The organism is Aurantiacibacter sp. MUD61 (genome assembly GCF_027912455.1).
In the GTDB taxonomy this organism is placed as follows: Bacteria; Pseudomonadota; Alphaproteobacteria; order Sphingomonadales; family Sphingomonadaceae; genus Alteraurantiacibacter.
Map to the genome: position 1 here is coordinate 1347864 of NZ_CP115446.1, position 22460 is coordinate 1370323.

General features: G+C 62.3%; 21 protein-coding genes. 10 read left to right on the plus strand and 11 right to left on the minus strand.

What is annotated here, in order from left to right:
• The first annotated feature begins 3 nt into the window (after positions 1-3).
• The 5 genes from ubiB to dut are packed head-to-tail and all read left to right on the plus strand — an operon-like array spanning position 4 to position 6052.
• Positions 4-1560 carry a 2-polyprenylphenol 6-hydroxylase gene (ubiB, locus tag O2N64_RS06505; protein WP_271079465.1) on the plus strand — a complete coding sequence of 519 codons (1557 nt, stop codon included), beginning with the start codon at positions 4-6 and terminating at the stop codon, positions 1558-1560.
• A gap of 53 nt (positions 1561-1613) precedes the next feature.
• Positions 1614-2678, plus strand: coding sequence for a hypothetical protein (locus O2N64_RS06510; RefSeq protein WP_271079466.1), 1065 nt, complete (start codon positions 1614-1616; stop codon positions 2676-2678).
• Positions 2679-2710: 32 nt separating this feature from the next.
• The gene (locus O2N64_RS06515) at positions 2711-3823 is read left to right on the plus strand and encodes a hypothetical protein (protein ID WP_271079467.1); all 1113 of its coding nucleotides are present in this window, start codon (positions 2711-2713) and stop codon (positions 3821-3823) included.
• Between the two features lie 47 nt (positions 3824-3870).
• A complete protein-coding gene (locus O2N64_RS06520; RefSeq protein ID WP_271079468.1) occupies positions 3871-5601 on the plus strand; it encodes a bifunctional phosphopantothenoylcysteine decarboxylase/phosphopantothenate synthase in 1731 nt (576 codons plus the stop codon).
• The gene (dut, locus tag O2N64_RS06525; RefSeq protein ID WP_271079469.1) at positions 5594-6052 is read left to right on the plus strand and encodes a dUTP diphosphatase; all 459 of its coding nucleotides are present in this window, start codon (positions 5594-5596) and stop codon (positions 6050-6052) included. The genes O2N64_RS06520 and dut overlap by 8 nt, the downstream gene beginning before the upstream one ends.
• Here the strand turns inward: dut and O2N64_RS06530 are convergent.
• The gene (locus O2N64_RS06530; RefSeq protein WP_271079470.1) at positions 6049-6606 is read right to left on the minus strand and encodes a hypothetical protein; all 558 of its coding nucleotides are present in this window, start codon (positions 6604-6606) and stop codon (positions 6049-6051) included. The two genes, dut and O2N64_RS06530, sit on opposite strands and share 4 nt — an antisense overlap.
• Before the next feature lie 104 nt (positions 6607-6710).
• Here O2N64_RS06530 and O2N64_RS06535 point away from each other — a divergent pair, with 104 nt between their 5' ends.
• Positions 6711-7757, plus strand: a complete 1047-nt coding sequence (locus O2N64_RS06535; protein WP_271079471.1) for a winged helix-turn-helix domain-containing protein — start codon at positions 6711-6713, stop codon at positions 7755-7757.
• 50 nt (positions 7758-7807) lie between these two features.
• Here O2N64_RS06535 and O2N64_RS06540 read toward each other — a convergent pair whose 3' ends face one another.
• The 4 genes from O2N64_RS06540 to secB all read right to left on the minus strand — a co-directional run bounded on the left by O2N64_RS06540 (position 7808) and on the right by secB (position 11839).
• A complete protein-coding gene (locus O2N64_RS06540; RefSeq protein ID WP_271079472.1) occupies positions 7808-8512 on the minus strand; it encodes a DUF4136 domain-containing protein in 705 nt (234 codons plus the stop codon).
• A 157-nt stretch (positions 8513-8669) separates the two neighbouring features.
• Complete coding sequence (trpS, locus tag O2N64_RS06545; RefSeq protein WP_271079473.1) at positions 8670-9689, minus strand: tryptophan--tRNA ligase; 1020 nt, start codon at positions 9687-9689, stop codon at positions 8670-8672.
• Complete coding sequence (gene murJ, locus O2N64_RS06550; RefSeq protein WP_271079474.1) at positions 9686-11269, minus strand: murein biosynthesis integral membrane protein MurJ; 1584 nt, start codon at positions 11267-11269, stop codon at positions 9686-9688. Before murJ ends, trpS begins: the two co-directional genes overlap by 4 nt.
• A gap of 30 nt (positions 11270-11299) precedes the next feature.
• On the minus strand, positions 11300-11839 hold the full coding sequence (gene secB / locus O2N64_RS06555; protein ID WP_271079475.1) for a protein-export chaperone SecB: 540 nt from the start codon (positions 11837-11839) through the stop codon (positions 11300-11302).
• 291 nt (positions 11840-12130) lie between these two features.
• On the opposite strand from secB, the gene O2N64_RS06560 reads away from it, so the two are divergent.
• From O2N64_RS06560 to O2N64_RS06570, 3 genes are read left to right on the plus strand one after another with little or no spacing between them, the layout of a single operon-like run.
• Positions 12131-12802 carry a Tim44/TimA family putative adaptor protein gene (locus tag O2N64_RS06560; RefSeq protein ID WP_271079476.1) on the plus strand — a complete coding sequence of 224 codons (672 nt, stop codon included), beginning with the start codon at positions 12131-12133 and terminating at the stop codon, positions 12800-12802.
• Between the two features lie 22 nt (positions 12803-12824).
• Positions 12825-14000: a murein transglycosylase A gene (gene mltA / locus O2N64_RS06565; protein ID WP_271079477.1), complete on the plus strand. Its 1176-nt coding sequence runs from the start codon at positions 12825-12827 to the stop codon at positions 13998-14000.
• A complete protein-coding gene (locus O2N64_RS06570; protein WP_271079478.1) occupies positions 13997-14569 on the plus strand; it encodes a Smr/MutS family protein in 573 nt (190 codons plus the stop codon). The genes mltA and O2N64_RS06570 overlap by 4 nt, the downstream gene beginning before the upstream one ends.
• Before the next feature lie 3 nt (positions 14570-14572).
• Here O2N64_RS06570 and O2N64_RS06575 read toward each other — a convergent pair whose 3' ends face one another.
• On the minus strand, positions 14573-15127 hold the full coding sequence (locus tag O2N64_RS06575) for a DUF2306 domain-containing protein (RefSeq protein ID WP_271079479.1): 555 nt from the start codon (positions 15125-15127) through the stop codon (positions 14573-14575).
• 157 nt (positions 15128-15284) lie between these two features.
• Here O2N64_RS06575 and O2N64_RS06580 point away from each other — a divergent pair, with 157 nt between their 5' ends.
• Complete coding sequence (locus O2N64_RS06580) at positions 15285-16082, plus strand: LytTR family DNA-binding domain-containing protein (RefSeq protein WP_271079480.1); 798 nt, start codon at positions 15285-15287, stop codon at positions 16080-16082.
• Here the strand turns inward: O2N64_RS06580 and O2N64_RS06585 are convergent.
• The 5 genes from O2N64_RS06585 to O2N64_RS06605 form a co-directional block, all read right to left on the minus strand.
• Positions 16079-16699, minus strand: coding sequence for a Pr6Pr family membrane protein (locus O2N64_RS06585; protein ID WP_271079481.1), 621 nt, complete (start codon positions 16697-16699; stop codon positions 16079-16081). The genes O2N64_RS06580 and O2N64_RS06585 overlap by 4 nt on opposite strands.
• Positions 16700-16824: 125 nt before the next feature.
• Positions 16825-19044, minus strand: coding sequence for a catalase/peroxidase HPI (katG, locus tag O2N64_RS06590; RefSeq protein ID WP_271079482.1), 2220 nt, complete (start codon positions 19042-19044; stop codon positions 16825-16827).
• A gap of 217 nt (positions 19045-19261) precedes the next feature.
• A complete protein-coding gene (ahpF, locus tag O2N64_RS06595) occupies positions 19262-20863 on the minus strand; it encodes an alkyl hydroperoxide reductase subunit F (RefSeq protein ID WP_271079483.1) in 1602 nt (533 codons plus the stop codon).
• Positions 20864-21025: 162 nt separating this feature from the next.
• Positions 21026-21592 (minus strand): alkyl hydroperoxide reductase subunit C, encoded by a 567-nt coding sequence (gene ahpC, locus O2N64_RS06600; RefSeq protein WP_271079484.1) that lies wholly within the window; start codon positions 21590-21592, stop codon positions 21026-21028.
• 195 nt (positions 21593-21787) lie between these two features.
• A complete protein-coding gene (locus O2N64_RS06605; protein ID WP_271079485.1) occupies positions 21788-22363 on the minus strand; it encodes a septal ring lytic transglycosylase RlpA family protein in 576 nt (191 codons plus the stop codon).
• Between the last annotated feature and the right edge of the window lie 97 nt (positions 22364-22460).

Here is a 22460-nt window from a genome sequence, read left to right on the forward strand (position 1 = left end):
CGCGTGACGCGGCCTTCGACCCATATCTGGCGGCTTCTCAAATGGGGCCGGACGCTGGCGCGGCATGGCGCGCTGCGGGGGATCGAGCGCGATCCCAACACGCCTGCCCCTGTCAAACGCTTGGTGCGGATCGCCCGTTTCGGCACCATCCAGCCGCGTGAACCCGACTATGCCGGAGCATTCCGTGCTGTAGGGCCGGCGGCGATCAAGCTCGGGCAATCCCTGGCGACGCGCCCCGATCTTGTGGGCGATGAAGCGGCGCATAATCTGCTCAGCCTGCAGGACAATCTGCCGCCCGTTCCCTTTGCAGAGATCAAGCGCCATATTGAAGCGAGCTTTGAACGGCCGCTCGAAGAACTCTTCAGCCATGTCGATCCTGATCCCGTAGGTGCCGCCAGCATCGCGCAGGTGCACAAGGGCATCACGACCGAAGGCCGCGAAGTCGCGATCAAGGTGCTGCGCCCCGGCATTCGTGAGAAATTCGCCGAGGACCTCGCGACCTATGAATGGGCCGCTGCGCATCTCGAGGCGCTTGGCGGAGAAGCATCGCGCCTTCGCCCGCGCCTGACCATTGCCAATTTCAAACGCTGGACCAATCGCGAGCTCGACTTGCGGCGCGAGGCGGCTTCGGCTTCGGAACTAGCCGAGGCGATGCGCGGGATCGAGCGCTATCATATTCCCGACATCGACTGGGATCGCACCAATGGCCGGGTGATGACCATCGAGTGGGTCGACGGGATCAAGATTTCCAATCGCGACGCGCTGGTTGCGGCGGGCCACGATCTGCCTGAACTCGCCAATCGGCTGGTGCTCGCTTTCCTGACGCAGGCGATTGCGGGCGGTTTCTTCCACGCCGACATGCACCAGGGCAATCTGTTCGTGAAGGATGATGGCACCATCGTTGCCATCGACTTCGGGATCATGGGGCGCATCGATACGCAGGCACGGCAGTGGCTGGCGGAAATTCTCTACGGCCTCATCACAGGCGATTACAAACGCGTCGCCGAAATCCATTTCGAGGCGCAATATGTGCCGAGCTATCACGATGTCGGCGAATTCGCGACCGCGCTGCGCGCCGTGGGTGAACCGATGCGCGGCAAACCGGTGAGCGAGCTTTCGGTCGGGCAGATGCTCGACGGGCTGTTCGCCATTACGCGCGATTTCGACATGCAGACACAGCCGCACTTGCTGCTGCTGCAAAAGACCATGGTGATGGTCGAAGGTATCGCCACCCAGCTCGATCCTGCAATCAACATGTGGGAGACGTCTGCACCCTATGTCCGCAGCTGGATGCGTGACGAGCTTGGGCCGGAAGCGGCGATTGCCGATCGCATTCGCCACGATACCGAGACATTGCTGCGGGTGCCGCAGCTCATCCGCCGGCTGGAAGAGAAATTCCCGCCCAAGGGCGGCGCGCCCGAACAGCCGCCGCTCGACGACGTGGAGCTCATCTGGGATCGCCGCGAAAGACAGGGTCGCGGCTGGCTCGGCTATATAATGGCGGCGCTTGTGGGAGGCGCCTTGGTGTTCGGGGGCATTGAAACAGGGTGGCTAGGCTAAGATCACGGTCCAAGCCGTGGGACAGGTTTGCGCATTGGGCGCCGGGTGCGGCCATGCTGGCGCTCGCGCTGGTGGCTGCCGTGCTGCTCGCTGCAGCGATTACCGCGCAGGACACGCAGGCAGGGCTGGATGTGACCGCCCCTGCCGATGCGGGCCCTGTCGAGCTGGTGGAAGAGCGCGCCGAGGATGTGCAGAGCGCAATACCCCGCGATACCGATCTCCAACTTTATGACCGGATTGCCGAGCGCGTTGCTGCCGGTGAGAATTATTACGAAGTAGCGGTCGAGGAACAGCGCGCTCGCGACTTTCCGGTGCGCCCGGGGCTGGCAGTGCGCCTGCCAACGCTCGCGCATATTACTGCACTGGTCGGGCAGGGCGGGCTGATTGTTCTCGCCATAATCCTTGGGGTCTCGACCGTTACGGCCTGGCATTTCCGCCTGCGCGACGTGCAGGGCGGGCCGGGGCGTCTTCGCTATCTCCTTCTCCTGCTGGTGATCGGATCGGTCAGCGGATTGAAGCCGCAATATCTTGCCCTGCACGAAGTGTGGGCAGGCATGCTGATTGCGCTTTCGATCGGGCTCTACCGGCCTGAGCGATGGATTTGGGCAGTGCTCGCCGCAGCGCTGGCGGTATTCATCCGCGAACTGGCCTTGCCTTTCGTCCTGCTGATGGGCGCGATCGCGCTGATGCGCGGAAAGCGGGCGGAGGCGGCGACATGGGGAGCGCTGGTGCTGGTGTTCGGCGCGGCGCTGACCATGCACCTTCTCGCGGTCGGAGCCGTCACTTCCGAGGCAGATCCCGCATCGCCCGGCTGGCTGTCCCTTCGCGGTCTGGGCGGGTGGACGGCCAATATCGTGCTTTCCAGTCCGCTCTACCTGTTGCCGCCTGTTATCGCTGCACCGCTCGCGCTCCTGCCGCTGCTCGGCTGGGCGGGCTGGCGCAGCTGGTTCGGGCTGACCGGTTTCCTCCTGTGCCTCGGCTATGGTGTGCTGTTCATGATCGCGGGGCGTGACAACAATTTCTACTGGGCGCTGATCGTCATGCCGGTGTGGTTCGTCGGCCTCGCCATGGTGCCGCGTGCGCTTTCCAGCCTGTGGAATTCGGCGCGTGGACATTGAGGCGGCGCGCTTCCCGGTTCAAAGTCAGGATTATGAGTGTTTTACGCGATCCGATTGGCTGGTGGGACGGACTGGACCGCCCCCTGCGCCATTTGCCGCGCGCTGCCGCGGCTGCGCTGCTCCTACTGCTCGCCTTTGCGATGGCCTGGGCGGCGTGGAGCGCCTATCCGGTCGCAGCGCCCGAGAACGATGCGGCTGAAGCGCAGGCCGATCTCGACGAAGGTGACGGCGATATCGCGCTTTACCAGCGTATTTCGGAACGGGTAATCGCCGGCGAGAATTACTACGCCGCCGCCCTCGCAGAGCAGCGCGCGAATGGTTACCCCACAGTCCCCTTCGTGACCGTGCGCCAGCCGACGCTCGCGATGCTGCACCGCTGGATCGGCGTGGAAATGCTCGGCTACATCCTGTTTGCCGCGCTGCCCGCGATCATTCTCCTGCTCGTCAGCAAGCTGAAGGATCGCACCCGGCTGCCCGAATGGGTTTGCGCGGCGCTGTTCACCGTGCTCGGAGGCGTCGGGCTGATGATACCGCAATCGGCGATGATCCATGAAATTGCGGCGGGCGCTTGCCTAGGCCTTGCGCTCGTGACCTATACGCCGGAACGCTGGTGGATCGCCCTGGTCTTTGCCGCCCTCGCTCTGGCCCTCCGCGAGCTTTCCCTGCCCTTCGTCCTCCTCTGGCTGGCCTTCGCTCTCGCCGGTCGGCGCTGGAAGGAGGCGGCGGGCGTTACAGCGGTGCTTGCCCTCTTCGCGATCGGCATGTTCGCCCATTACCTCGGTGTCGAGGCGGCGCGGTTGCCGGGCGATCCCGTGTCTCCCGGCTGGGATGCGATGGCGGGGCCGATGCTGTCGCTTGGCGCCCTGTCGAAGCTCGCCGCCATCCCCTTCGTGCCCAAATGGCTGGAAATCGCGCTGATGATCCTGCCGCTCGTCGGCTGGTTGGCACTGGGCGGACGGCTGGGGCTCTTCGCCACGCTCTGGTTTGCAGGCTTTCTCACCGCAGTCGCCCTGTTCGCCCGGCCGGAGAATTTTTACTGGGTGCAATTGACCCTGCCGGTCTACCTTGCGGGCCTGGCATTTGCGCCCCGCGCGCTCGCCGATCTTTTCGCCGCCACGCGGACACAAAAACCAACACTATCTTAACCATCATTTGCGAAGGCGCACGCTTGGACTAATAGTGGACAGGCAAAGTGCTCCAGCAGCGCATCAACAAGGACGGAGAACAGGACATCTCGACCAATCCCCGCATCCTGCTTGTCGTGGGTGGTGGTATTGCCGCTTACAAGAGTTGCGAACTGGTCCGCCTCATCAAGAAGGGCGGGGCCGATGTGTCCTGCGTGCTGACCGAAGGCGGGGCGCAATTCGTCACGCCGATGTCGCTCGCCGCGCTTTCCGGCAATCAGGTTTTCACCACGCTGTGGGACCTGAAGAACGAGGCCGAGATCGGCCATATCCAGTTGTCGCGCGAAGCCGACCTTGTGGTCGTATGTCCCGCCACGGCAGACCTGCTCGCCAAGATGGCGGCAGGCATTGCAGACGATCTCGCGACCACGATGCTGCTCGCCACCAATACGCCGGTCCTGACCGTGCCTGCCATGAATGTAAAAATGTGGCAGCATGAAGCGACCGTGCGCAATGTGCAGACCCTGCGCGATAGCGGCGTCAATGTGATGGAACCCGACATGGGCAGCATGGCCTGCGGTGAATTCGGCCCCGGCCGCCTGCCAGAGCCTGAGGCTGTGTTCCTCGAAATCGCCGATGCGCTCGGCCTTGATGCAGCCGCTGCCAGCACCGATATCGCTGCCTACCTCGCCCGTCGGAATGACGTTGAGCTCGGCGAAGAGGACGAAGGCGAAGATGGCGGCATGGGCCTTGGCGGCCTGCTCGGCAATATCATCCCGCGTGCAGCGGCGAAGGAACAGGACGAATTCGACGACGACGAATTCGCCGATATGGAATTGCCCGAAGGCATCGTGCCTGGCCCCGAATTGCCTGAGCCCGACTTGTCCGGCGCGGAGCATCTCTTCGCGAAGAAAGGCAAGGCCAGCGCCGCCCCGCCGACAGACCGCGAGGCAATCAATCACGAAGTCAACGCCCGCCAGCAGGCCCCGCAGCCCTTCGAAGGCGAAGATGCCGCAGCACCCGTCGGCCCTATGGCTCGCGGCCCTGCCAATCCGGTGGATGCACCGTCCGAAAGCGGGCTTGGTCCGGCATTCGATGCTTTCGATCCGCTCGAAGGCCAGCCTGCATTCGACGAAGACCCCGAGAAGCGCCCGCTCTACGGCAAGCATGTGCTTGTCACCGCCGGGCCCACGCATGAACCGATCGATCCGGTGCGCTATCTCGCCAATCGGTCGAGCGGCAAACAGGGCTATGCGATCGCCGCCGCCGCCGCTGCTGCCGGCGCGAAGGTCACACTCGTCTCTGGCCCTGTAAACCTGCGCACGCCGCTGGGCGTAGACCGGATCGATGTCGGCAGCGCGCAGGACATGGCCGATGCGGTGAAGAAAGCGCTGCCCGCCGATGTCGCAATCATGGTCGCTGCCGTCGCCGACTGGCGCCCGCGCGACTACATCGAGAAGAAGATCAAGAAACGCGGCGCCGCACCGCCCGCACTGATCCTCGCTGAAAACCCCGATATTCTCGCAGGCGTCGCCGCCAGCACGGATCGGCCCGAATTGCTGATCGGCTTTGCGGCGGAAACCGACGATGTCGTCGAAAATGCCCGCAAGAAGCGCAAGAGCAAGGGCGTCGACTGGATCGTCGCCAATGATGTCTCCGAAGATGTGATGGGCGGGGATGACAACCAGATCCACCTTGTGCGTGAAGGCAAGGTCGAGCACTGGGATGAAATGACCAAGCAGGACGTAGCGATGAAGCTCGTCACCCAGATTGCCGAGAGACTGACTGAGGATGCCTGATAAAGTACCGGTGCAGATCAAGCGCCTGCCGCACGGCCACGGCCTCGATTTTCCCGTTTACGCAACGCTCGGTGCTGCTGGCATGGATGTGGTCGCCGCCGAAAGCCTGACGCTCCGCCGCGGACAGCGCCGCGCGGTTGCGACCGGCTTCGCGATTGCCATTCCCGATGGATATGAAGTGCAGGTTCGCCCCCGCTCCGGCCTTGCGCTGAAGCACGGCATCACTCTGCCCAACACGCCCGGTACGATCGATTCCGATTACCGCGGCGAGCTGAAGATCATCATGATCAATCTCGGCGATGATGACTTCCCCATCGAGCGCGGAGACCGGATCGCGCAATTGGTGCTGGCCCCAGTCACACTGGCGGCATGGGAAGAAGTCGAAGAATTGAGCGTGACCGCGCGCGGCAAGGGCGGCTTCGGCTCAACAGGTGGCCACGGGAAGCTTTAGGCTGCCATCCTCGCCGCGCGGTCGAAAAACCACGAGGCACCGCCCCAGATAAGCGCAAATACGGCGAGCACGCCCCATTCGACAGCGTGGCCGGGCATCGTAAGCATGCCCACGAACCCCATGACGATCTGCGAGACGGCAATCACCGCGGTAACGACCTGCATCGGCCTCACCCGGAGCCGGGTCACGGCGGCTGCTGCAACCGCGCCGAGCGCGAGCACCGTGAAGCCGAAATTCACCGGCTCACCCTCGTCCCCGATGATGCCCACGGCGCCATTCGCCCACAGCGTCAGGAACACCGCCAGCGCGGTAACGACGATTGCGACCCGGGCCGGTGTGCGCCGCGCGCCATGAACGGCGAATTCGACTGCGCCGCCAAGAAACGACAGTAGGACGGCTGCGAAGACGAAATCACTGCCCGTCCACCCGACTTCCGTCGTGAATTGCATGGCAATGGCGGGCAGCATCAGCAGCGCCAACAGGCTGCCCCAGCCAGCTATGCGCCAGCCATTGAGGAATTTGCGGGGGCGGAAGTTGTGGACAGACTTGGTCATGGGAAAAAGACTTTCATGGCAGTTGCGATGCCATTTCCCTGCACTGGCCTGCGCCTGAGCGGCATGAGCAATTTGTGAGGAATGGCTGAAAACCTTCCCGAACCGTGTCGATAACCCTAGAAGTCTGGCTGATGGACGCAGATCCCAATATAGCAAGTTTCGGCCGCTTCACGCTCGATCGCAGCAACCGTCAGCTCATGTATGATGGGGCGCCAGTGGAGTTGGGCAGCCGCTATTTCGATGCGCTCGCGCTGCTGGTGGAACGACGCGGCGAGCTTGTCACCAAGGACGAGTTCATGGACCGCGTCTGGCGCGGGATACCCGTCACCGATGAAGCGCTGACCCAATGCATCCGCTCGCTGCGCAAGGCGTTGGGAGACGAGGCCGGTGCACCGCGCTTCATCCAGACAGTGCCGAAACACGGCTATCGCTTCGTGGCCACGATCGCGGAGGAGGGGGAAAGCGAAACTGTTGTGGCAGCTCCGGCTCAGCCCGCGTCCCGACTGGCCGGGACATGCACAGTGGGCGGGCTGGTGGCAGGTTTGCTCGGCGGCTTCGCTTATGGCGTGCTGGCAGGCACGGGCGGTGCGGCAGGCAGCCTCATGCTCGCAGCCATGATTGGTGCGCTCGGCACGCTGGCGGGTGCGGCGCTGGGCTTGGCGATGGCAGCGATGCTGGCGTGGCGCAAAACGGCGGATCCGATGCTGGTGATGGCGGGAGCGGTCGGCGGCCTACTCGCGGGGCTTGTCGGCAATATGCTCGCCTATCAGGGGGTGGGCCTGCTGACCGGAAGAAGCCTTGGCGATGTGACAGGCCCGCTGGAGGGTCTACTGATCGGCAGCGCTACCGGCTTTCTCGCATGGCTCGCGCTGGGCGGGAGAGCCCGCGGGCTTGTGCTGGGCTGCGCGGTTCTCTCGGGTATCGCCACCGGTATTCTCATACGACTGACAAACGGTACGTTGCTCGCCGGGTCGCTGCTCAGCCTGCAATTGGAAATGCCGCGTATGCAGCTCGATCTGGCGCGACTTGGCCTGAGACTGGGTGACGCCGGATGGGCAATTCCTGCGCATCTGTGGGCCACCGTAATCGAAGCGACCGTATTCGTCGTCGCGATGGCCTTCGCCGCCCTGTCTGCGCGCCACCGGCAATAAAAAGGGCCCCGCGATGGAGGCCCTTGTTCTACTCGATAAAGTCGTTCCGATCAGTCGCCGCGGCGCTCTGCGCGATCTTCCGGAGCAATCGAAATGCGTACCGTTTCGCCCGAATTGCCGGGGAAGTCGGTAAACATCGCCTCCACCAGATTCGGCACGAGATATTGCAGGCGATTGGACTGCGACAAGGCCTGGGCATTGCCTTCGAACAGGCGCTCCCCCGTGGCAGCATCGTCGATCTTCAGGTCGATGCCGCTGGTGTAGACCGTGTAGCTGACGACGTCATTGCCAAAGAATGGATCGTGCCAGCCGTAACCCCAACGACGGGTGGGCACGTAGGCAATGCGTACGCGGCCCTGCCGATCACGATACGCGACGCGGCGACCGTAAGTGCGCCATGGGCTGTAGAACGGATCATTGCGGAAGCCGGTCGAGCGGACACGCTCACGGCCATTGTCTACGCCATAGTCGAAGCGGACCAGCAGGGTGGCGTCTTCGGCAGAAGCGGCTTGCGAATAGCCAAGCGCGGCCATTTCTTCTTCGACTTCGTCGGCATAGAGCGAGAATTCGAGGCCGCCCGCGAGAGCCGGATCATCGGCGACGACGTAGAAGCTCTGCCCTTGCGGTGCCGGAAGCTGGCTTTCGAAGCGCGATACGTCGGCGCGGAAAGGTGATGCGCAGGCTGCGAGCGCCAGCGCGAGGGCAGGCACAGCTGCCAGTTTCAGATTGCGCATGCGCGCCTTTGTATGGGTCATAATAAACCTCTTGCAGTCCCTTGCGCTACCCGAGCGAAGCCCGACTCAGCGCCCAATAATGTCTACGATGACCCGGTGTTTATCAAGGGCGGGCTGAATACGCCTTGAACCAGCGCATTGACAAATGTTTACAATTCAGAGATTTGCAGGGTTCCGCTTAGCCGCGCACCAGGCCGAGCGCCTTGTATGCGGCATCGAGCGTAGGCGCCGCAGCTTCGCGGGCCTGTGATGCGCCGCGCGCCAGAATGGCGTCCAACGCCTCGCGATCTTCCTTCAGCTCGACAAAGCGATCGCGGATCGGGCCGAGCGTGCTCACCAGCAGTTCCGCCATGGCCGGCTTGAACTTGCCGAAGCCTTCGCCGCCAAATTGATCGAGCACAGCCTGCGGGCTGGAGCCTTCCAGCGCGGCGTAAATGCTGACGAGGTTGAGCGCTTCTGGGCGATCGGCGAGGCCCGCCACTTCGCTTGGCAGCGGCTCGGGATCGGTCTTCGCCTTCTTGATCTTCTGGGCCATGGTGTCGGCATCGTCTGTCAGACTGATGCGGCTCATATCCGACGGATCGGACTTGCTCATCTTCTTCGAGCCATCACGCAGGGACATGATCCGCGCAGCCTCTTCAGGGATGTAGGGATCGGGCAGTGTGAAGACGGGCGCGTCTTCCGAGGCGAAATCATTGTTGAACTTCTGCGCAATGTCGCGCGCCAGTTCCAGATGCTGCTTCTGGTCTTCGCCCACGGGAACGTGGGTCGTCTGGTACAGCAGCACATCGGCGGCTTGCAGCACGGGATAGCCGAACAGCGCGACCGACTGGCCTTCGCGGTTCTTGCCAGCCTTGTCCTTCCACTGCGTCATGCGGTTGAGCCAGCCCATGCGCGCCGTGCCCATCAGCAGCCATTGCAGTTCTGCATGCTGCGGCACCTGCGCCTGGTTGAAGAGCACCGACTTCGCAGGATCCAGCCCGCAGGCGACCAGTGTGGCGACCATTTCCAGCGTGCTTGCATGCAGTTCAGCCGGGTCATGCGGCATGGAGATCGCATGCAGGTCAGCCAGGAAGATGAAGCATTTGCCGCCATTCGCATGCGCTTCATCCTGCAATTTCACGTAATTGCGGATCGCACCGAGATAATTGCCGAGATGCGGCTTGCCGGTGGGCTGGATTCCGGAAACGACGATCATGATGCTTCGGGCACTCTCTTCTTTGTGTAGGCTTTCAACCGATCCCGGCTGACCGCGCCGATGGCAAAGGCCACGGCGAAATAAACGATGCCGGCGCAGCCGACGAGCGCGCCTACTGCCACGAGACGGGCAAAGAGGCCAGCCGCGTAATAATCGGCGAGATAGTCCTGTGCGTAATAGAGCGCGACGCCCATGGCGGCGGCGGCGATCAACTGACGTGCCACGCGGCCGATCAGGGACCAGTCCGCCCGGTAATATCCGCGTAAGCGAAGCACGGTGTAAAGGATCGTTGCATTCAGCCACGCGCCGATGGCAGAGGCCGCCGCTACTCCTTCCACGCCGAAGCGCTGCAGGAAGGCGACGTTGAACCCGATGAACACAGCCAGCGCGGCGAAGGCGGCATAGACCGGCGTCTTCGTGTCCGACCGGGCGTAGAAGCTCGGCACCAGCACTTTCACCAGCACGTAAGCGGGCAGGCCGAGCACAAGGATCGCGAGGATACTGCCCGACATGGCGGCATCTTCCATGGTGAAGCGTCCGCCCTGGAAGATGATGGTGATGAAAGCCTCTGCACAAATCGCCAGCGCCACGGCCGCCGGGATCGTCAGCAACATGCCCAGCTCGATGGCGTTCGACTGGATGCGCGCTGCGCCAGCGCCATCATTCGCGCCGATGAACTTGGAAAGGCTCGGCAGGATCGCGGTCGACAAGGCAATGCCGATGATGCCCAGCGGCAGCTGGTTCAGCCGGTCGGCATAGTTCATCCAGCTCACCGTGCTGCCATCCAACTGGTTGAGGAAATAGACCTGCAGCAGCGTATTGATCTGATAGGCGCCGCCCCCGATGGCTGCGGGCAGCGCGATGATGCCAAGGCGCTTCACCTCCGGCGTCAGGCGCGGCCGGGTGATCCAGCGCGGGCGAAAGCCCTCGACATGCGCCCAATACACCAGCCAACCGAGCTGCAACACGCCCGCCGCAGGCACCGCCCAGGCGACGATATAGCCCATCGCTTCCACGCCCAGCCCGGTCGTCTCGACATAAAGCAGCGTGCCGATCAGCACGAGGTTGAGGATGATCGGAAAACTCGCCCCGGGGCCGAAGCGGCTCACCGAATTGAGCATGCCGGTGAGCAGCGTCACCACGCTGACCAGCAGGATATAGGGGAACATGATCCGTGCGAAATCGACCGAATAGTCGAACTTGCCCGGGTCGATCGGCTTGTCTGAGAGGAGCCAGATCACCCCCGGCATGGCGATTTCGAAAATGGCAGTGAGGAGGATCAGTGCGGGCACGAAGACGCTGATCACGTCCTGCGAGAAGCTGCGCGCGGCGTCCAGATCCTGCGCGCCGCCTTCGCCCGAATGCAGACGCTTGGAGAACATCGGCACGAAAGCCGCCGAGAACGCGCCCTCCGCGAACAGGCGGCGGAATACGTTGGGAATGATCAGCGCCTGGAACCAGGCATCGGTCACCTCATTGGCGCCGAGGACACGCGAGAAAATCATCTCGCGCGCCATCCCGGCGACCCGGCTGACCATCGTCAGCGAGCCGATCGTGCCGACATTCTTGAGCAGGCTCATTGCTCGCTGGCCCGCTTCATCTGTGGGGGCTTAGCCTTCGCCGCCGGGCGCGGGAGCCTGACCGGCCGCCGCTTCCTGCGCGCGCTTCTGCTGCAGCTGCTGCACATACAGGCCGTTGAAATCGATCGGATCGAGCATCAGCGGGGTGAAGCCTGCATCGCGCACGGCATCCGAAATCACGCGGCGCGCGAAAGGAAACAGGATGCGCGGAGCCTCTGCATAGAGGAAAGCGTGCTGCTGCTCTTCGGGCAGATTGCGCATACCGACGAGGCCGCAATAGGACAGGTCGACGATATAGGCGGTGCCTTCCGACGTCTTGCTGGTGGCGGTGACCTTCAGCTCGACTTCGTTCAGCTCGTCCGAAATCTTGCGCGAAGCAATGTTGAACTGCACGTCCATTTCGGGCTGCTGGCGCCATTTGAAGCTGTCCGGCGCCTTCGGGTTTTCAACCGAGAGGTCTTTCACATATTGCGAGATGATACCCGCCACCGGCTGGTTGTCTGCGCCATTGCCGGCATTTGCGGCATTGCCATCATCGAGGTTCTTCAGGACGTCGCCTTCATCGGCCATGATCTGTGTTCTTTCGCTGTCTGTAATTGCGCTGCGGATGCGGGACCCGGCGCTATGGAAATTCCGGCTGCGCGCCTATCACCCTTGGCCATGCGTTTCAACGCAATGTATTGCTCTCGGACCCGTGATTACCGCTCTGTTTACGACGAGACGGTATGGAGGCGCTTCAGCAAGGCTTAAGTCGGCCTTGCCCATTTGCTATTGGCACTTATCTGGTTCACATATGTTGTAATCCTGCGGGCAGCGTTTCGGCGCTCGTAAAGTGCAGGGAAGAAGTGGGAAATTTATCGCGTGATTTGGGAAATCGTCATCCTCGCCATGATTGCAGCCTTTCTGGGCATGCGTCTGTATTCCGTGCTGGGCCGCAAGGCCGAGCATGAGGAGGAGCTGATTGCCAACCGGCTTGAACGTGCGCAGCAGGAAGCCGACGCGGAAGCAGATGCGCAGCAGAAAGCTGCCGCCCCGGCTGGTGAACCTGCGCGCACCGAACGTGCGCTAGCCGGTTTCTCGCCCGCTATCGAATCTGGCCTGCGCGATATCCAGGCCGCTGATCGTAGCTTTGAATTGCTGCCTTTCCTTGAAGGTGCGAAGGGCGCTTACGAAGTCGTGCTCGATGCTTTCTGGCGCGGCGACAAGGAAGAGCTGCGCGATCTATGCGATGACGATGTGTACGAGAGCTTCGTTGCCGCGATCGATGATCGCGAAGCCAATGGCCTGAAGCTCGACAATCGCCTGATCCGCATCGAAGACGAAACGGTGCATTCCGCCGTGCTCGACGGCAAGATCGCCCGCATCGCCGTGCGCTTCGTGGCCGATATCGCCAGCGTGACGCGCGACAAGGATGGAAATGTGGTGGCCGGTTCGCTCGATGATGCGATCGAAAGCCGCGATATCTGGACCTTCAGCCGCGATACGCGCTCCAGCGATCCGAACTGGCTGCTCGACGAGACCGACGCTGGTTGATAGCAGTGGCGGCGTGACAACGATGCGCCACCTCCTCCCATTATGTGCCCTAGGCCTGCTCGCTGCCTGCGCGCGGGTTATTCCTGCAACTGACGGACCTGGCCCTGTTCCGCCTGTAGGCGCGACGGCTGCGGCGATGGGCGCGGTGCAGGTACCCGCGCTCTCCTTCGCCAGTATCCCGGCAAGCGAGCTTCGTACTGATTTCGACGCGTTTCGCCTGTCCTGCCGCGTCGCGACGAGCCGCGAAGACCAGTCCGGTCTCACGCGCCCCGAAGACTGGCAGATCCCATGCAATGCCGCAGCAGAATGGCCGCGCGAGCGCGCAGCGGAATTTTTCGCGACGCAGTTCGTGCCCGTTCGCGTGGGCGATGGCAGCGCTTTTGCGACCGGCTATTTCGAGCCCGAAATTCTCGGCAGCCGCACTCGCCGTTCGGCCAGCGATGTGCCGGTCTATGCCCCGCCGCGCGATCTGGAGCGCTGCTGGCGCGACGATATTCCCGAGAGCGAACGCACGGGCCGCGCGCCCTTGAGCCGACGCACGGCGGACGGACGCTGCGTGCCGCATTATACGCGGGCGCAGATTGAAGATGGCGCGCTCGATGGCAGCGCTGAAGTGCTCGCCTATGCCAGCGATCCGGTCGAATTCTTCTTCCTCCAAATCCAGGGCTCCGGCCGCTTGCGCGATCCGCAGACAGGCGAGATCATCCGCATCGGCTATGCCAACCAGAATGGTCATGCCTACACCGGCATTGGCGGCGTGATGCGAGAGCGCGGCCTGCTGGGAGACGGGCCGGGCCAATATGCCGGATCGATGCAGGGCATCATGCAATATATTCGCGAGAATCCCGAAGAGGGCGCGGATCTGATGCGTCTCAATGAAAGCTGGGTGTTCTTCCGCGAGCTCGAAGGCGAGGGCCCCATCGGCTCGATCGGCGTGGCTGTTCGCGCGCGCAACGCCGTCGCGGTCGATCCTAAGTATGTGCCCTATGGCGCGCCGGTGCTGCTCGATCTCGATCGTGACATCGCAGACGGCATCTGGATCGCGCAGGACACGGGCGGAGCCATTCGCGGGTCCAATCGCTTCGACACCTTCTGGGGCGGTGGACCGGAAGCACGCGAGATTGCCGGTGGAATGAGCGGGCGCGGCCAGGCTGTGATCCTGCTGCCGCACGCCTCCGCTGCACGTCTTCGCCGATGAGCGCCCCGCGCGGCCTTTCGCCCGAAGAGGCTGCGCTATGGAACAAGGTCGCAAGCACGGTGAAGCCGATGCATCCCGACCAGCACACTGCCAAACTCGCGTCGCCACCTCCGGCCAAACCGAAGAAGCCTGTGCAGTCCGCTGCACCGCGCCCCGTTCCCGGCAGCGTGCGAGAGAGGCCGCCAACCGTAGTCTCGCCCCAACCGCTTGCAACGCAAGCACCGCACGGCCTCGATTCGCATTGGGAGCGCCGGCTCTCGCGCACTGCTACCGAGCCGGACTTCTCGCTCGACCTGCACGGCCACACGCTCGATCAGGCCTATGTCCGCCTGAATGACGGACTCATGCAGGCCAAGGCCATGGGCGCGCGGCTGGTACTGGTGGTGACCGGCAGGCCGCGCCCGGTCGATGCGGCGGACCGCTCAAGCAAGCGCGGCGCGATAAGGGCGAAAATCCTCGACTGGCTGGCAGCGGGTCAGCATGCCTCCGATATCGCCGCCATACGAAAGGCGCACCGCCGCCACGGAGGCGAGGGTGCGCTTTATATCGTATTGAAGCGGCGGCGCTGAGGCTCAGCCCCAGCCGAAGAGCATGGCGTTCATCAGGCGGCCTTCAATCGCGAAGGCCCAGATGCCCGGGATCATCAACGCGCCAAGGTAGAGGCTGACAATCTCGTTGCGGTGACCCTTGATATCGCCGCGGCGAGCCTTGGAAATCGTCAGCCAGGCGGCGCGCAGCGTCAACGGCACAAAGATGTGAATCCACGAAAGGCGCATGCCGTCATGGATGAACAGCGTGCTGAGTGCAGTGACGACCATCAGCGTGATCCACAGCATGCCCAGCTGCTTGTGCATCGGTGTGCCCTTGGGGGCGAGCAGAAGGTAAAGGCCTAGCGGCACGCAGGGCAGCACCGTGCTGACATGGAACATAATGACGAAGTGCTTGAGATGCGGCAGGTCGCCCGACAGGCCGAGCGAGGCCTTGCCGATCGCCAGCACGCAAATCGCCGTCATGAAAGTACCTGACAGGATGACCAGCCCCTTGATCCAGGGGCCGAGGTCCAGCGCACCTGCTGGACGGTGAAACGGGTTGAGAAACTGAAGCGGATTGGCAGTGGCAGTGGTCATGTGAGGTCTCCCCTTGGATGTGTTGAGACCCTGTCTGCCCGATGCCCGTTCGCGGGCAATGCGGTTTGCGGGAGCGGCGCGATGCATACGTGAAAAGCGCGGATTTACGCCAATCTGCCACTTTACGAAGCGCGAATGGGCGCTACTCTGCATTCAAATGAACAGCTCCTCACCACGCGAAGAGAAGCCTTTCGTCAGCCGCCTGCTGGTGGATCTGGCAACCATGGTAGCGATCGGTGTGGTGCTCGCGCTGATCGGCCCATTCGGCAGTTTCAACGATCCGCTGCACTTGAGGCTGGTTGTATGGATTGGCTTCGCGGTGCTGGGTTACATTTTGTATGCCCCTATCGACACGCTGGCCCAACGCCTCGCGCCAAAGCTCCAGCTGCCCGCGTGGGCGCTGCGCATTGCCGGTGTGCTGATTGCATCCTTGCCGATGGCGATAGTGGTCTGGATGATCCAGCGTGGACCGGACCGCTGGGGCTGGCCGGGTCTCGAAACTGCGATGACGCATTATATCTATGTGGCGATGATCGGCGCGCTTATCACGATAGTGAACACGCTGATCCAGAGACAGGCGCAGGCCTCTGCTGATCCAGCTTCGGTGCCCCCCGTCACTCCGTCGGAAACGGAAACGCCCGCGCCAGCACGCTTTCTCGATCGCCTGCCGCCAGAGCTCGGCACGCAGCTGATCGCGCTGGAGATGGAGGACCATTACGTCCGCGCCCACACTGCGCTGGGGAGCGAACTGGTGTTGCTGCGGATGCGCGATGCGGTGGCAGAGCTGGACGGAATCGAGGGCGAACAGGTCCATCGAAGCTGGTGGGTCGCGCGCGGTGCGGTGGCCAATGTAAAGCGCGATGGGCGCAATGTGCGGCTGGTGCTCGATACCGGCATCGAAGCCCCGGTCAGCCGCGCCAATGTCACGCCGCTGAAGGATGCAGGCTGGTTCTAGCCCCGCGCGGGCCGAAGTTTGACGAGCCACACGCTTGCTGCACCGAGCAGGGCGAAAAATACCGTCAGCCCAGCAATGTTCAGCGTCATCTCGGCCACGCTCAGCGTGTTCGCATCGATGAAGAAATAGACATAGTCGTCCGTCAGGCTTCCGCGTGCCAGCGCATAGAAGCAGTAGAGCATCGGCCAGATCACCACGAAGGGTACATCGCGCCAACGTGCGGCATTTTTCGGCATCAGCGCGGCGAACCACATCACCGTCAGGATCGGTGCGGCGGTATGCACGCCCTGGTCGGCGACGATTTCCCACCCTTCATGCGTGAGATATCGCGCGAGAGCCGCGTGATAGACGATGCCGACACCGGCGATGGCGGCGGTCATGCAAAGCAGCCAGCGCGGCGAAATGGCCCTACCTGCTGCGATCAGCGCAAAAGTGCCTGCCACCAGCACATTGGTCAGGATGGTGAAGAACCGGCTCATCGCGGCCAGCACGTCGGCAAGGCTCGACCCGTCGCGGATGTTGAGCCCGACCTGCATGGTCACGCTACCCAGCGCTACAATGAAGATGAGAGCCGCTAGTGCGCGAGCCGCAGTAGATTGGGCGTGGGTCGAAGCCATGCGAACCCCTTAGTACCCCTGCCGGAAAGGAAAAGGCCCCTGACAGCGAGCTGCCAGGGGCCTTCCAGCGACCCGAAAAGACTTGGGGGGCAAGCTCTCCGGGCTTTAGCCGTTTAACCGGCGTGTCACCCACTAAACTTTGCGTAGCGGATGTCAAACCGATCTGCGTCCATCACCTTAATCCATGCACGGATGAACGTATCTACGAAACGTTTTTCCCCACCATTCTCGGCAAATACTTCCGAAATAGCGCGCAGCTGGGAGTTCGATCCGAAGACCAGATCGGTGCGGGTGGCGCGGTATTTCTCCTCGCCCGACTCGCGATCACGACCGACGAATTCCTCGTCACCGCTTTCATCGACGACGGTCCACTTGGTGTCCATGCTCAGCAGATTGGTGAAGAAGTCGTTGGACAAAACACCCGGGCGATCGGTCAACACGCCGATCCGGTCGCCATGTTCGGCATGATGGCTGACAGCGCCAAGAGCGCGCATCCCGCCGACCAGTGCGGTCATTTCCGGAATCGAGAGGCCAAGCAGGTGAGCTTTGTCCACCAGCATGTCCTCGGTCTTCACGCTCGCCTTGGTCTTCAGATAGTTGCGGAAACCATCGGCGAATGGCTCGAGCGGCTCGAAGCTTTCAGCATCGGTATGCTCTTCACCCGCATCGCCGCGGCCCGTGGTGACCTCGACGCTCACTTCGAAGCCGCCATCCTTGGCTGCCTTTTCGATCGCTGCGGCACCCGCCAGCACGATGGCATCGGCCATCGAAAGCGAGCCGCGCAGCTCGTCGAGCTTGCTGAGGACCTTGGACAGCTCCTCCGGATCGTTCGCCGCCCAGTCCTTTTGCGGGGCGAGGCGGACGCGGGCACCATTGGCACCGCCGCGCCGATCCGAATTGCGGAAGGTGGAGGCCGAAGCCCAAGCCGCCTTCACCAGTTCGGAAACGGTCAGTCCGCTATCGAGCACTGCCGATTTGAAGTTCGACACATCGCTGTCGGACGGTGTCGAGCCAGCGGGGGTCGGATCCTGCCAGATCAGGTCTTCTTCCGGAACTTCCGGGCCGAGATAGCAGGACTTGGGTCCCAGATCGCGGTGGCACAGCTTGAACCATGCGCGGGCGAAGGCATCGTCCAGTGCGGCCTGGTTATTCAGGAAGCGCTCCGAAATCTTGCGATATTCGGGGTCGCGCTTCAGCGCCATGTCGGCCGTGGTCATGATGGTCGGGACCTTCTTGTTCGGGTCACGCGCATCAGGCGCCATATCGGCTTCTTCGGGATCGATCGGCGTCCACTGGTATGCACCGGCAGGCGATTTCACGAGCTCATATTCGTATTTGAACAGTAGGCGGAAGTAATCGCCACCCCACTGCGTCGGGTTGGGCGTCCACGGGCCTTCAATACCGGAGGTGGTGATATTGCCCTTGGCAATTTCTTCCTCGTCATGCAGCCAGCCAAAGCCCTGCAGCGCGAGCACTTCGCTTTCCGGAGCGCCGCCGAACGTATCGGCAGGCTTTGCGCCGTGGCACTTGCCGAAAGCGTGGCCGCCAGCGGTCAGGGCAACGGTTTCCTCGTCATTCATGGCCATGCGGGCGAAGGTTTCGCGCATGTCGCGGGCCATGCCGTCAGGGTCGTGCGGATCGCCGCCTGGGCCTTCCGGGTTCACATAGATGAGGCCCATCTGGATCGCAGCGAGCGGGTTGTCGAGCGCCTTGCCTTCATCGGGATTGATGCGCGTCGGCACGCCTTCGTCGACCCACTGGTCTTCGGTGCCCCAATATACGGTTTCGGGTTCGTAGACGTCTGCGCGTCCACCGCCGAATCCGAAGACCGGTCCGCCCATGCTTTCGATGGCGACGTTACCGGTCAGGATGAAGAGGTCGGCCCAGCTGATATTCTTGCCGTACTTCTGCTTGATCGGCCAAAGCAGGCGGCGCGCCTTGTCCAGGTTGCCGTTATCGGGCCAGCTGTTGAGCGGAGCAAAACGCTGCTGGCCGGAGGACGAGCCACCGCGACCATCGCCGGTGCGATAGGTGCCGGCTGCGTGCCACGCCATGCGGATGAAGAAGGGGCCGTAATGGCCATAGTCGGCAGGCCACCAATCCTTGCTGTCCGTCATCAACGCGGTGATGTCTGCTTTCAGCGCGTTGTAATCGACGGTGTTGAACGCCTCGGCATAATCGAAATCTTCGCCCATCGGATCGGCGCTGCGGCCTTCCTGCGTCAGGATGTCGAGTTGCAGTGAGTCGGGCCACCAGTCACGATTGGTACGGCCGAGCAAATCGCGCGTGCCGCCATCGCCGTGGAAGGGGCATCCGCCTGAAATTGAACCGGTCTTAGCGTCCATTATAATTTTCCTCTCTGCAATTAGGGGGACTCGCGAGTCCCTTGATGAATGCAGGAATGGACCCATAGGGTTCATTAGTCCAATCGATTAGTTGCCACTCATTGATCGGATTTGACGTTCTCTCGACGAGGCGGTGCTGCGCCGCGCCCAGATGCACAAAAGCCCGCCGCGGCAGAACCGAGCGGGCCTTTGTCAACGTCATGGTTGTTCGTTCGGCCTATGCAGGCTCGAGAACTCGCTCTTCCTGCGGTGTCGCTTCGTTGCGGATCAGGAAATCGAAGGCGGAAAGTGCCGCCTTGGAACCAGCGCCCATCGCCACCACGATTTGCTTGTAAGGCACGGTGGTACAGTCACCGGCGGCAAAGATGCCCGCCAGATTTGTCGCACCGTGGCTGTCGATCACCACTTCGCCATACTGGCTGAGTTCAAGGTCGCTATCCTTCAGCCATTCGGTGTTGGGGACGAGGCCGATCTGCACGAACACGCCTTCGAGTTCGAGGCTGTGGCTGTCCGTAGTAGTGCGGTCGGTATAGCTCAGGCCCGACACGCGACTGCCATCGCCGGTGATCTCGGTCGTCTGCGCATTGGTAATAATGTCGACATTGGAAAGGCTTTCCAGCTTCGTCACCAGCACCTTGTCCGCGCGCAGTTCCTCGGCGACTTCGATCACGGTGACGTGGCCGACGATGCCTGCGAGGTCGATCGCGGCTTCCACGCCCGAATTGCCGCCTCCGATCACGGCGACGCGCTTGCCCTTAAACAGCGGGCCATCGCAGTGCGGGCAATAGGCAACGCCCTTGTTGCGATATTCCTCTTCACCCGGCACGCCGAGCTGCTTCCACCGCGCACCGGTCGAAAGGATCAACGAGCGCGCCTTCAGCGTGCCGCCATTCGCTAGTTCAATCGAGTGCAGGCCGCCCTTGGTTTCCGCAGGGATCAGCTTGCTGGCTGTGGCGAGGTTCATCAGGTCGATGTCGCCCTGTGCGGCCACCTGCCGCTCTAGGTCCGCCGTCAGCTTGGGGCCTTCGGTATATTCGGTGCCGGGCAGATTCTCGATGCCGAGCGTGTCGTTCAACTGGCCGCCGAAGCGTTCGGCAGCGATACCGGTGCGAATGCCCTTGCGCGCAGTGTAGATGGCCGAGGACACGCCGCCGGGGCCGCCGCCCACTACGAGCACTTCGAACGGCTCCTTGGCGGAAAGCTTTTCTGCCGCTTTCGCATCGGCGCCATCGTCCAGCTTGGCGAGGATTTCCTCAAGACTCATCTTGCCGTTGTAGAACAGCTCGCCGTTCAGATAGGTCGAGGGGACCGCCATCACATCGCGTTCGTCGACTTCGGACTGGAATGTTCCACCTTCGATAAGTGTCGCGGAAATGCGCGGGTTTTCGAGCGCCATCAGCGTCAGCGCCTGCACCACGTCGGGGCAATTGTGGCAGCTCAGCGAGAAATACATCTCGAAATCAAAATCGCCATCGAGTGCGCGGATCGTGTCGAGCACGTCCTGCTCAACTTTCGGCGGATGACCGCCTGCCCATAGCAGCGCGAGCACCAGCGAGGTGAACTCGTGGCCCATAGGCAGGCCTGCAAAGCGGACCGAACGCGTTTCATCCGAGGCACGGGTCACCGCAAAGCTTGGTATACGCGCATCATCGCCATCGAAGCGAGCGGTCACCTTGTCGGACAGCGCCGCAATCTCTTCGAGCAGAGCGCGCGTGTCCGCAGACTTCTTCCCATCGTCCAGCGATGCGACGAGCGTGATCGGCTCGCGCAGATTGCCGAGATAGGTCTTGAGCTGGGTCGTCATGTTCGCATCGAGCATGGGCGCGGTGCCTTTCGAAAAATCGGGATGTCAGAAAATAGGAAGGCCCGGAGCGGGAGGGGGGAGAGATGCTCCGGGCCTTCGGTATTCCGGGCGTCACGGCCCGGGGGGTCTGCAGGGCAAAAGGGAGGGGAGAATGCCCTGCAGCAACCGGTTGTCGGCTTAAATCTTGCCGACAAGATCGAGCGACGGGCTCAGCGTCTCGCTGTCTTCTTCCCATGCGGCCGGGCACACCTGACCGGGGTTTTCGCGGACGTACTGAGCGGCCTTGATCTTGCGCGTCAGTTCATTGGCATTGCGGCCCACGCCTTCGCAGGTCTGCTCCATGATCTGGATCACGCCATCGGGATCGACGACGAAAGTCGCACGGTCGGCAAGGCCCATTTCTTCGCGCAGCACATCGAAATTGCGCGCGAGGATGTGGTTCTGGTCACCCAGGAACGGGAAAGTCAGCTTGCCGATACGCTCGCTGGTGTCATGCCATGCCTTGTGGCTGAAGTGGGTGTCGGTCGACACGCCGTAGACTTCGACGCCCATGCCCTGAAGCATTTCGTACTTTTCGCCCATGTCTTCCAGTTCGGTCGGGCACACGAAGGTGAAGTCCGCCGGGTAGAAGAAGAATACGGCCCACTTGCCCTTCACGTCTTCGTCGGTGACTTCGAAAAAGTCCTTGCCGGCCTGAAAAGCGGTGGCTTTGAACGGTTTGATCTGGCTTCCGATAATACCCAAGTGAATTCTCCTATGTGTCTGGGTCGACCCGCCGGCGGTTGCTGGCGGCGTTTAATGTCTCAACGCATGGCACATAGGTTTTGTTGCGTCGCACAACAGTGATTTTGTGCGATTGCGAACATCGAAATTTTCGATCAGTGGATTGTAATAACCGAAAAGTGGCGCAAAGCGCGGCCGCCTTTCAATTGGCGCGTGTTAGCTTATCAGCAGGGCAAGATTGACGTTGCCGGTGCCCGAACGGATCAAGCCGATTTCGCGCGCGGCTGCGGTCGAAAGGTCGATCACGCGGTTCCCGTGATACGGCCCGCGATCGTTGATCCTTACGACTACGCTATCGCCATTTCGCGGATTGGTCACGCGGACACGGCTGCCCAGGGGCAACGTGCGATGCGCGGCGGTCAACCGGCTGGGATCGAAGACTTCGCCATTCGCAGTCCGGTTGCCGGCAAGCTCTTCCCCGTAATAGCTGGCTTCACCGCTCGCCATCGCGCTTTCCGATGGGGAAGGCGCAGGTTCGGGCATGGCGAGAGGCTCAAGCGCGGCGACAGGCTGCGCATCAACACTGGCTACGCCTTCTCCAAGGCGAACGACTTCTGCAGAAGAGCGATCCTGCCACAAAGCTGCACCAAGCCCGATGGTGAGCGCTGCCAGCGCGGTCACTCCGCCGAGCAGCATGCGACGCTGCGATTTGAGCTGCATAAAGGCGCGCAGGCGCTCTCTTCGCGATGGCATGGCGTGATTGATCGGGACGGTCCGGGTGTCAGTTCTCATACCTAATCAAGAGGTGAGCCACCCCTGATGTTCCGAGAAAGACGGTTCTGGACGGAGTTCTGGGGCCGACCGGGTGGTCGCTACCCACACTCCGCGA

What these genes read in the sequence shown, in the direction of transcription:
- O2N64_RS06510 (WP_271079466.1), top strand. Translation starts at nt 1,614, where the DNA reads ATGCTGGCGCTCGCGCTGGTGGCTGCCGTGCTGCTCGCTGCAGCGATT.
- O2N64_RS06515 (WP_271079467.1), top strand. Translation starts at nt 2,711, where the DNA reads ATGAGTGTTTTACGCGATCCGATTGGCTGGTGGGACGGACTGGACCGC.
- dut (WP_271079469.1), top strand. Translation starts at nt 5,594, where the DNA reads ATGCCTGATAAAGTACCGGTGCAGATCAAGCGCCTGCCGCACGGCCAC.
- O2N64_RS06530 (WP_271079470.1), bottom strand. Translation starts at nt 6,606, where the DNA reads ATGACCAAGTCTGTCCACAACTTCCGCCCCCGCAAATTCCTCAATGGC.
- O2N64_RS06540 (WP_271079472.1), bottom strand. Translation starts at nt 8,512, where the DNA reads ATGACCCATACAAAGGCGCGCATGCGCAATCTGAAACTGGCAGCTGTG.
- trpS (WP_271079473.1), bottom strand. Translation starts at nt 9,689, where the DNA reads ATGATCGTCGTTTCCGGAATCCAGCCCACCGGCAAGCCGCATCTCGGC.
- murJ (WP_271079474.1), bottom strand. Translation starts at nt 11,269, where the DNA reads ATGAGCCTGCTCAAGAATGTCGGCACGATCGGCTCGCTGACGATGGTC.
- secB (WP_271079475.1), bottom strand. Translation starts at nt 11,839, where the DNA reads ATGGCCGATGAAGGCGACGTCCTGAAGAACCTCGATGATGGCAATGCC.
- mltA (WP_271079477.1), top strand. Translation starts at nt 12,825, where the DNA reads ATGCGCCACCTCCTCCCATTATGTGCCCTAGGCCTGCTCGCTGCCTGC.
- O2N64_RS06570 (WP_271079478.1), top strand. Translation starts at nt 13,997, where the DNA reads ATGAGCGCCCCGCGCGGCCTTTCGCCCGAAGAGGCTGCGCTATGGAAC.
- O2N64_RS06575 (WP_271079479.1), bottom strand. Translation starts at nt 15,127, where the DNA reads ATGACCACTGCCACTGCCAATCCGCTTCAGTTTCTCAACCCGTTTCAC.
- O2N64_RS06580 (WP_271079480.1), top strand. Translation starts at nt 15,285, where the DNA reads ATGAACAGCTCCTCACCACGCGAAGAGAAGCCTTTCGTCAGCCGCCTG.
- O2N64_RS06585 (WP_271079481.1), bottom strand. Translation starts at nt 16,699, where the DNA reads ATGGCTTCGACCCACGCCCAATCTACTGCGGCTCGCGCACTAGCGGCT.
- katG (WP_271079482.1), bottom strand. Translation starts at nt 19,044, where the DNA reads ATGGACGCTAAGACCGGTTCAATTTCAGGCGGATGCCCCTTCCACGGC.
- ahpF (WP_271079483.1), bottom strand. Translation starts at nt 20,863, where the DNA reads ATGCTCGATGCGAACATGACGACCCAGCTCAAGACCTATCTCGGCAAT.
- O2N64_RS06605 (WP_271079485.1), bottom strand. Translation starts at nt 22,363, where the DNA reads ATGAGAACTGACACCCGGACCGTCCCGATCAATCACGCCATGCCATCG.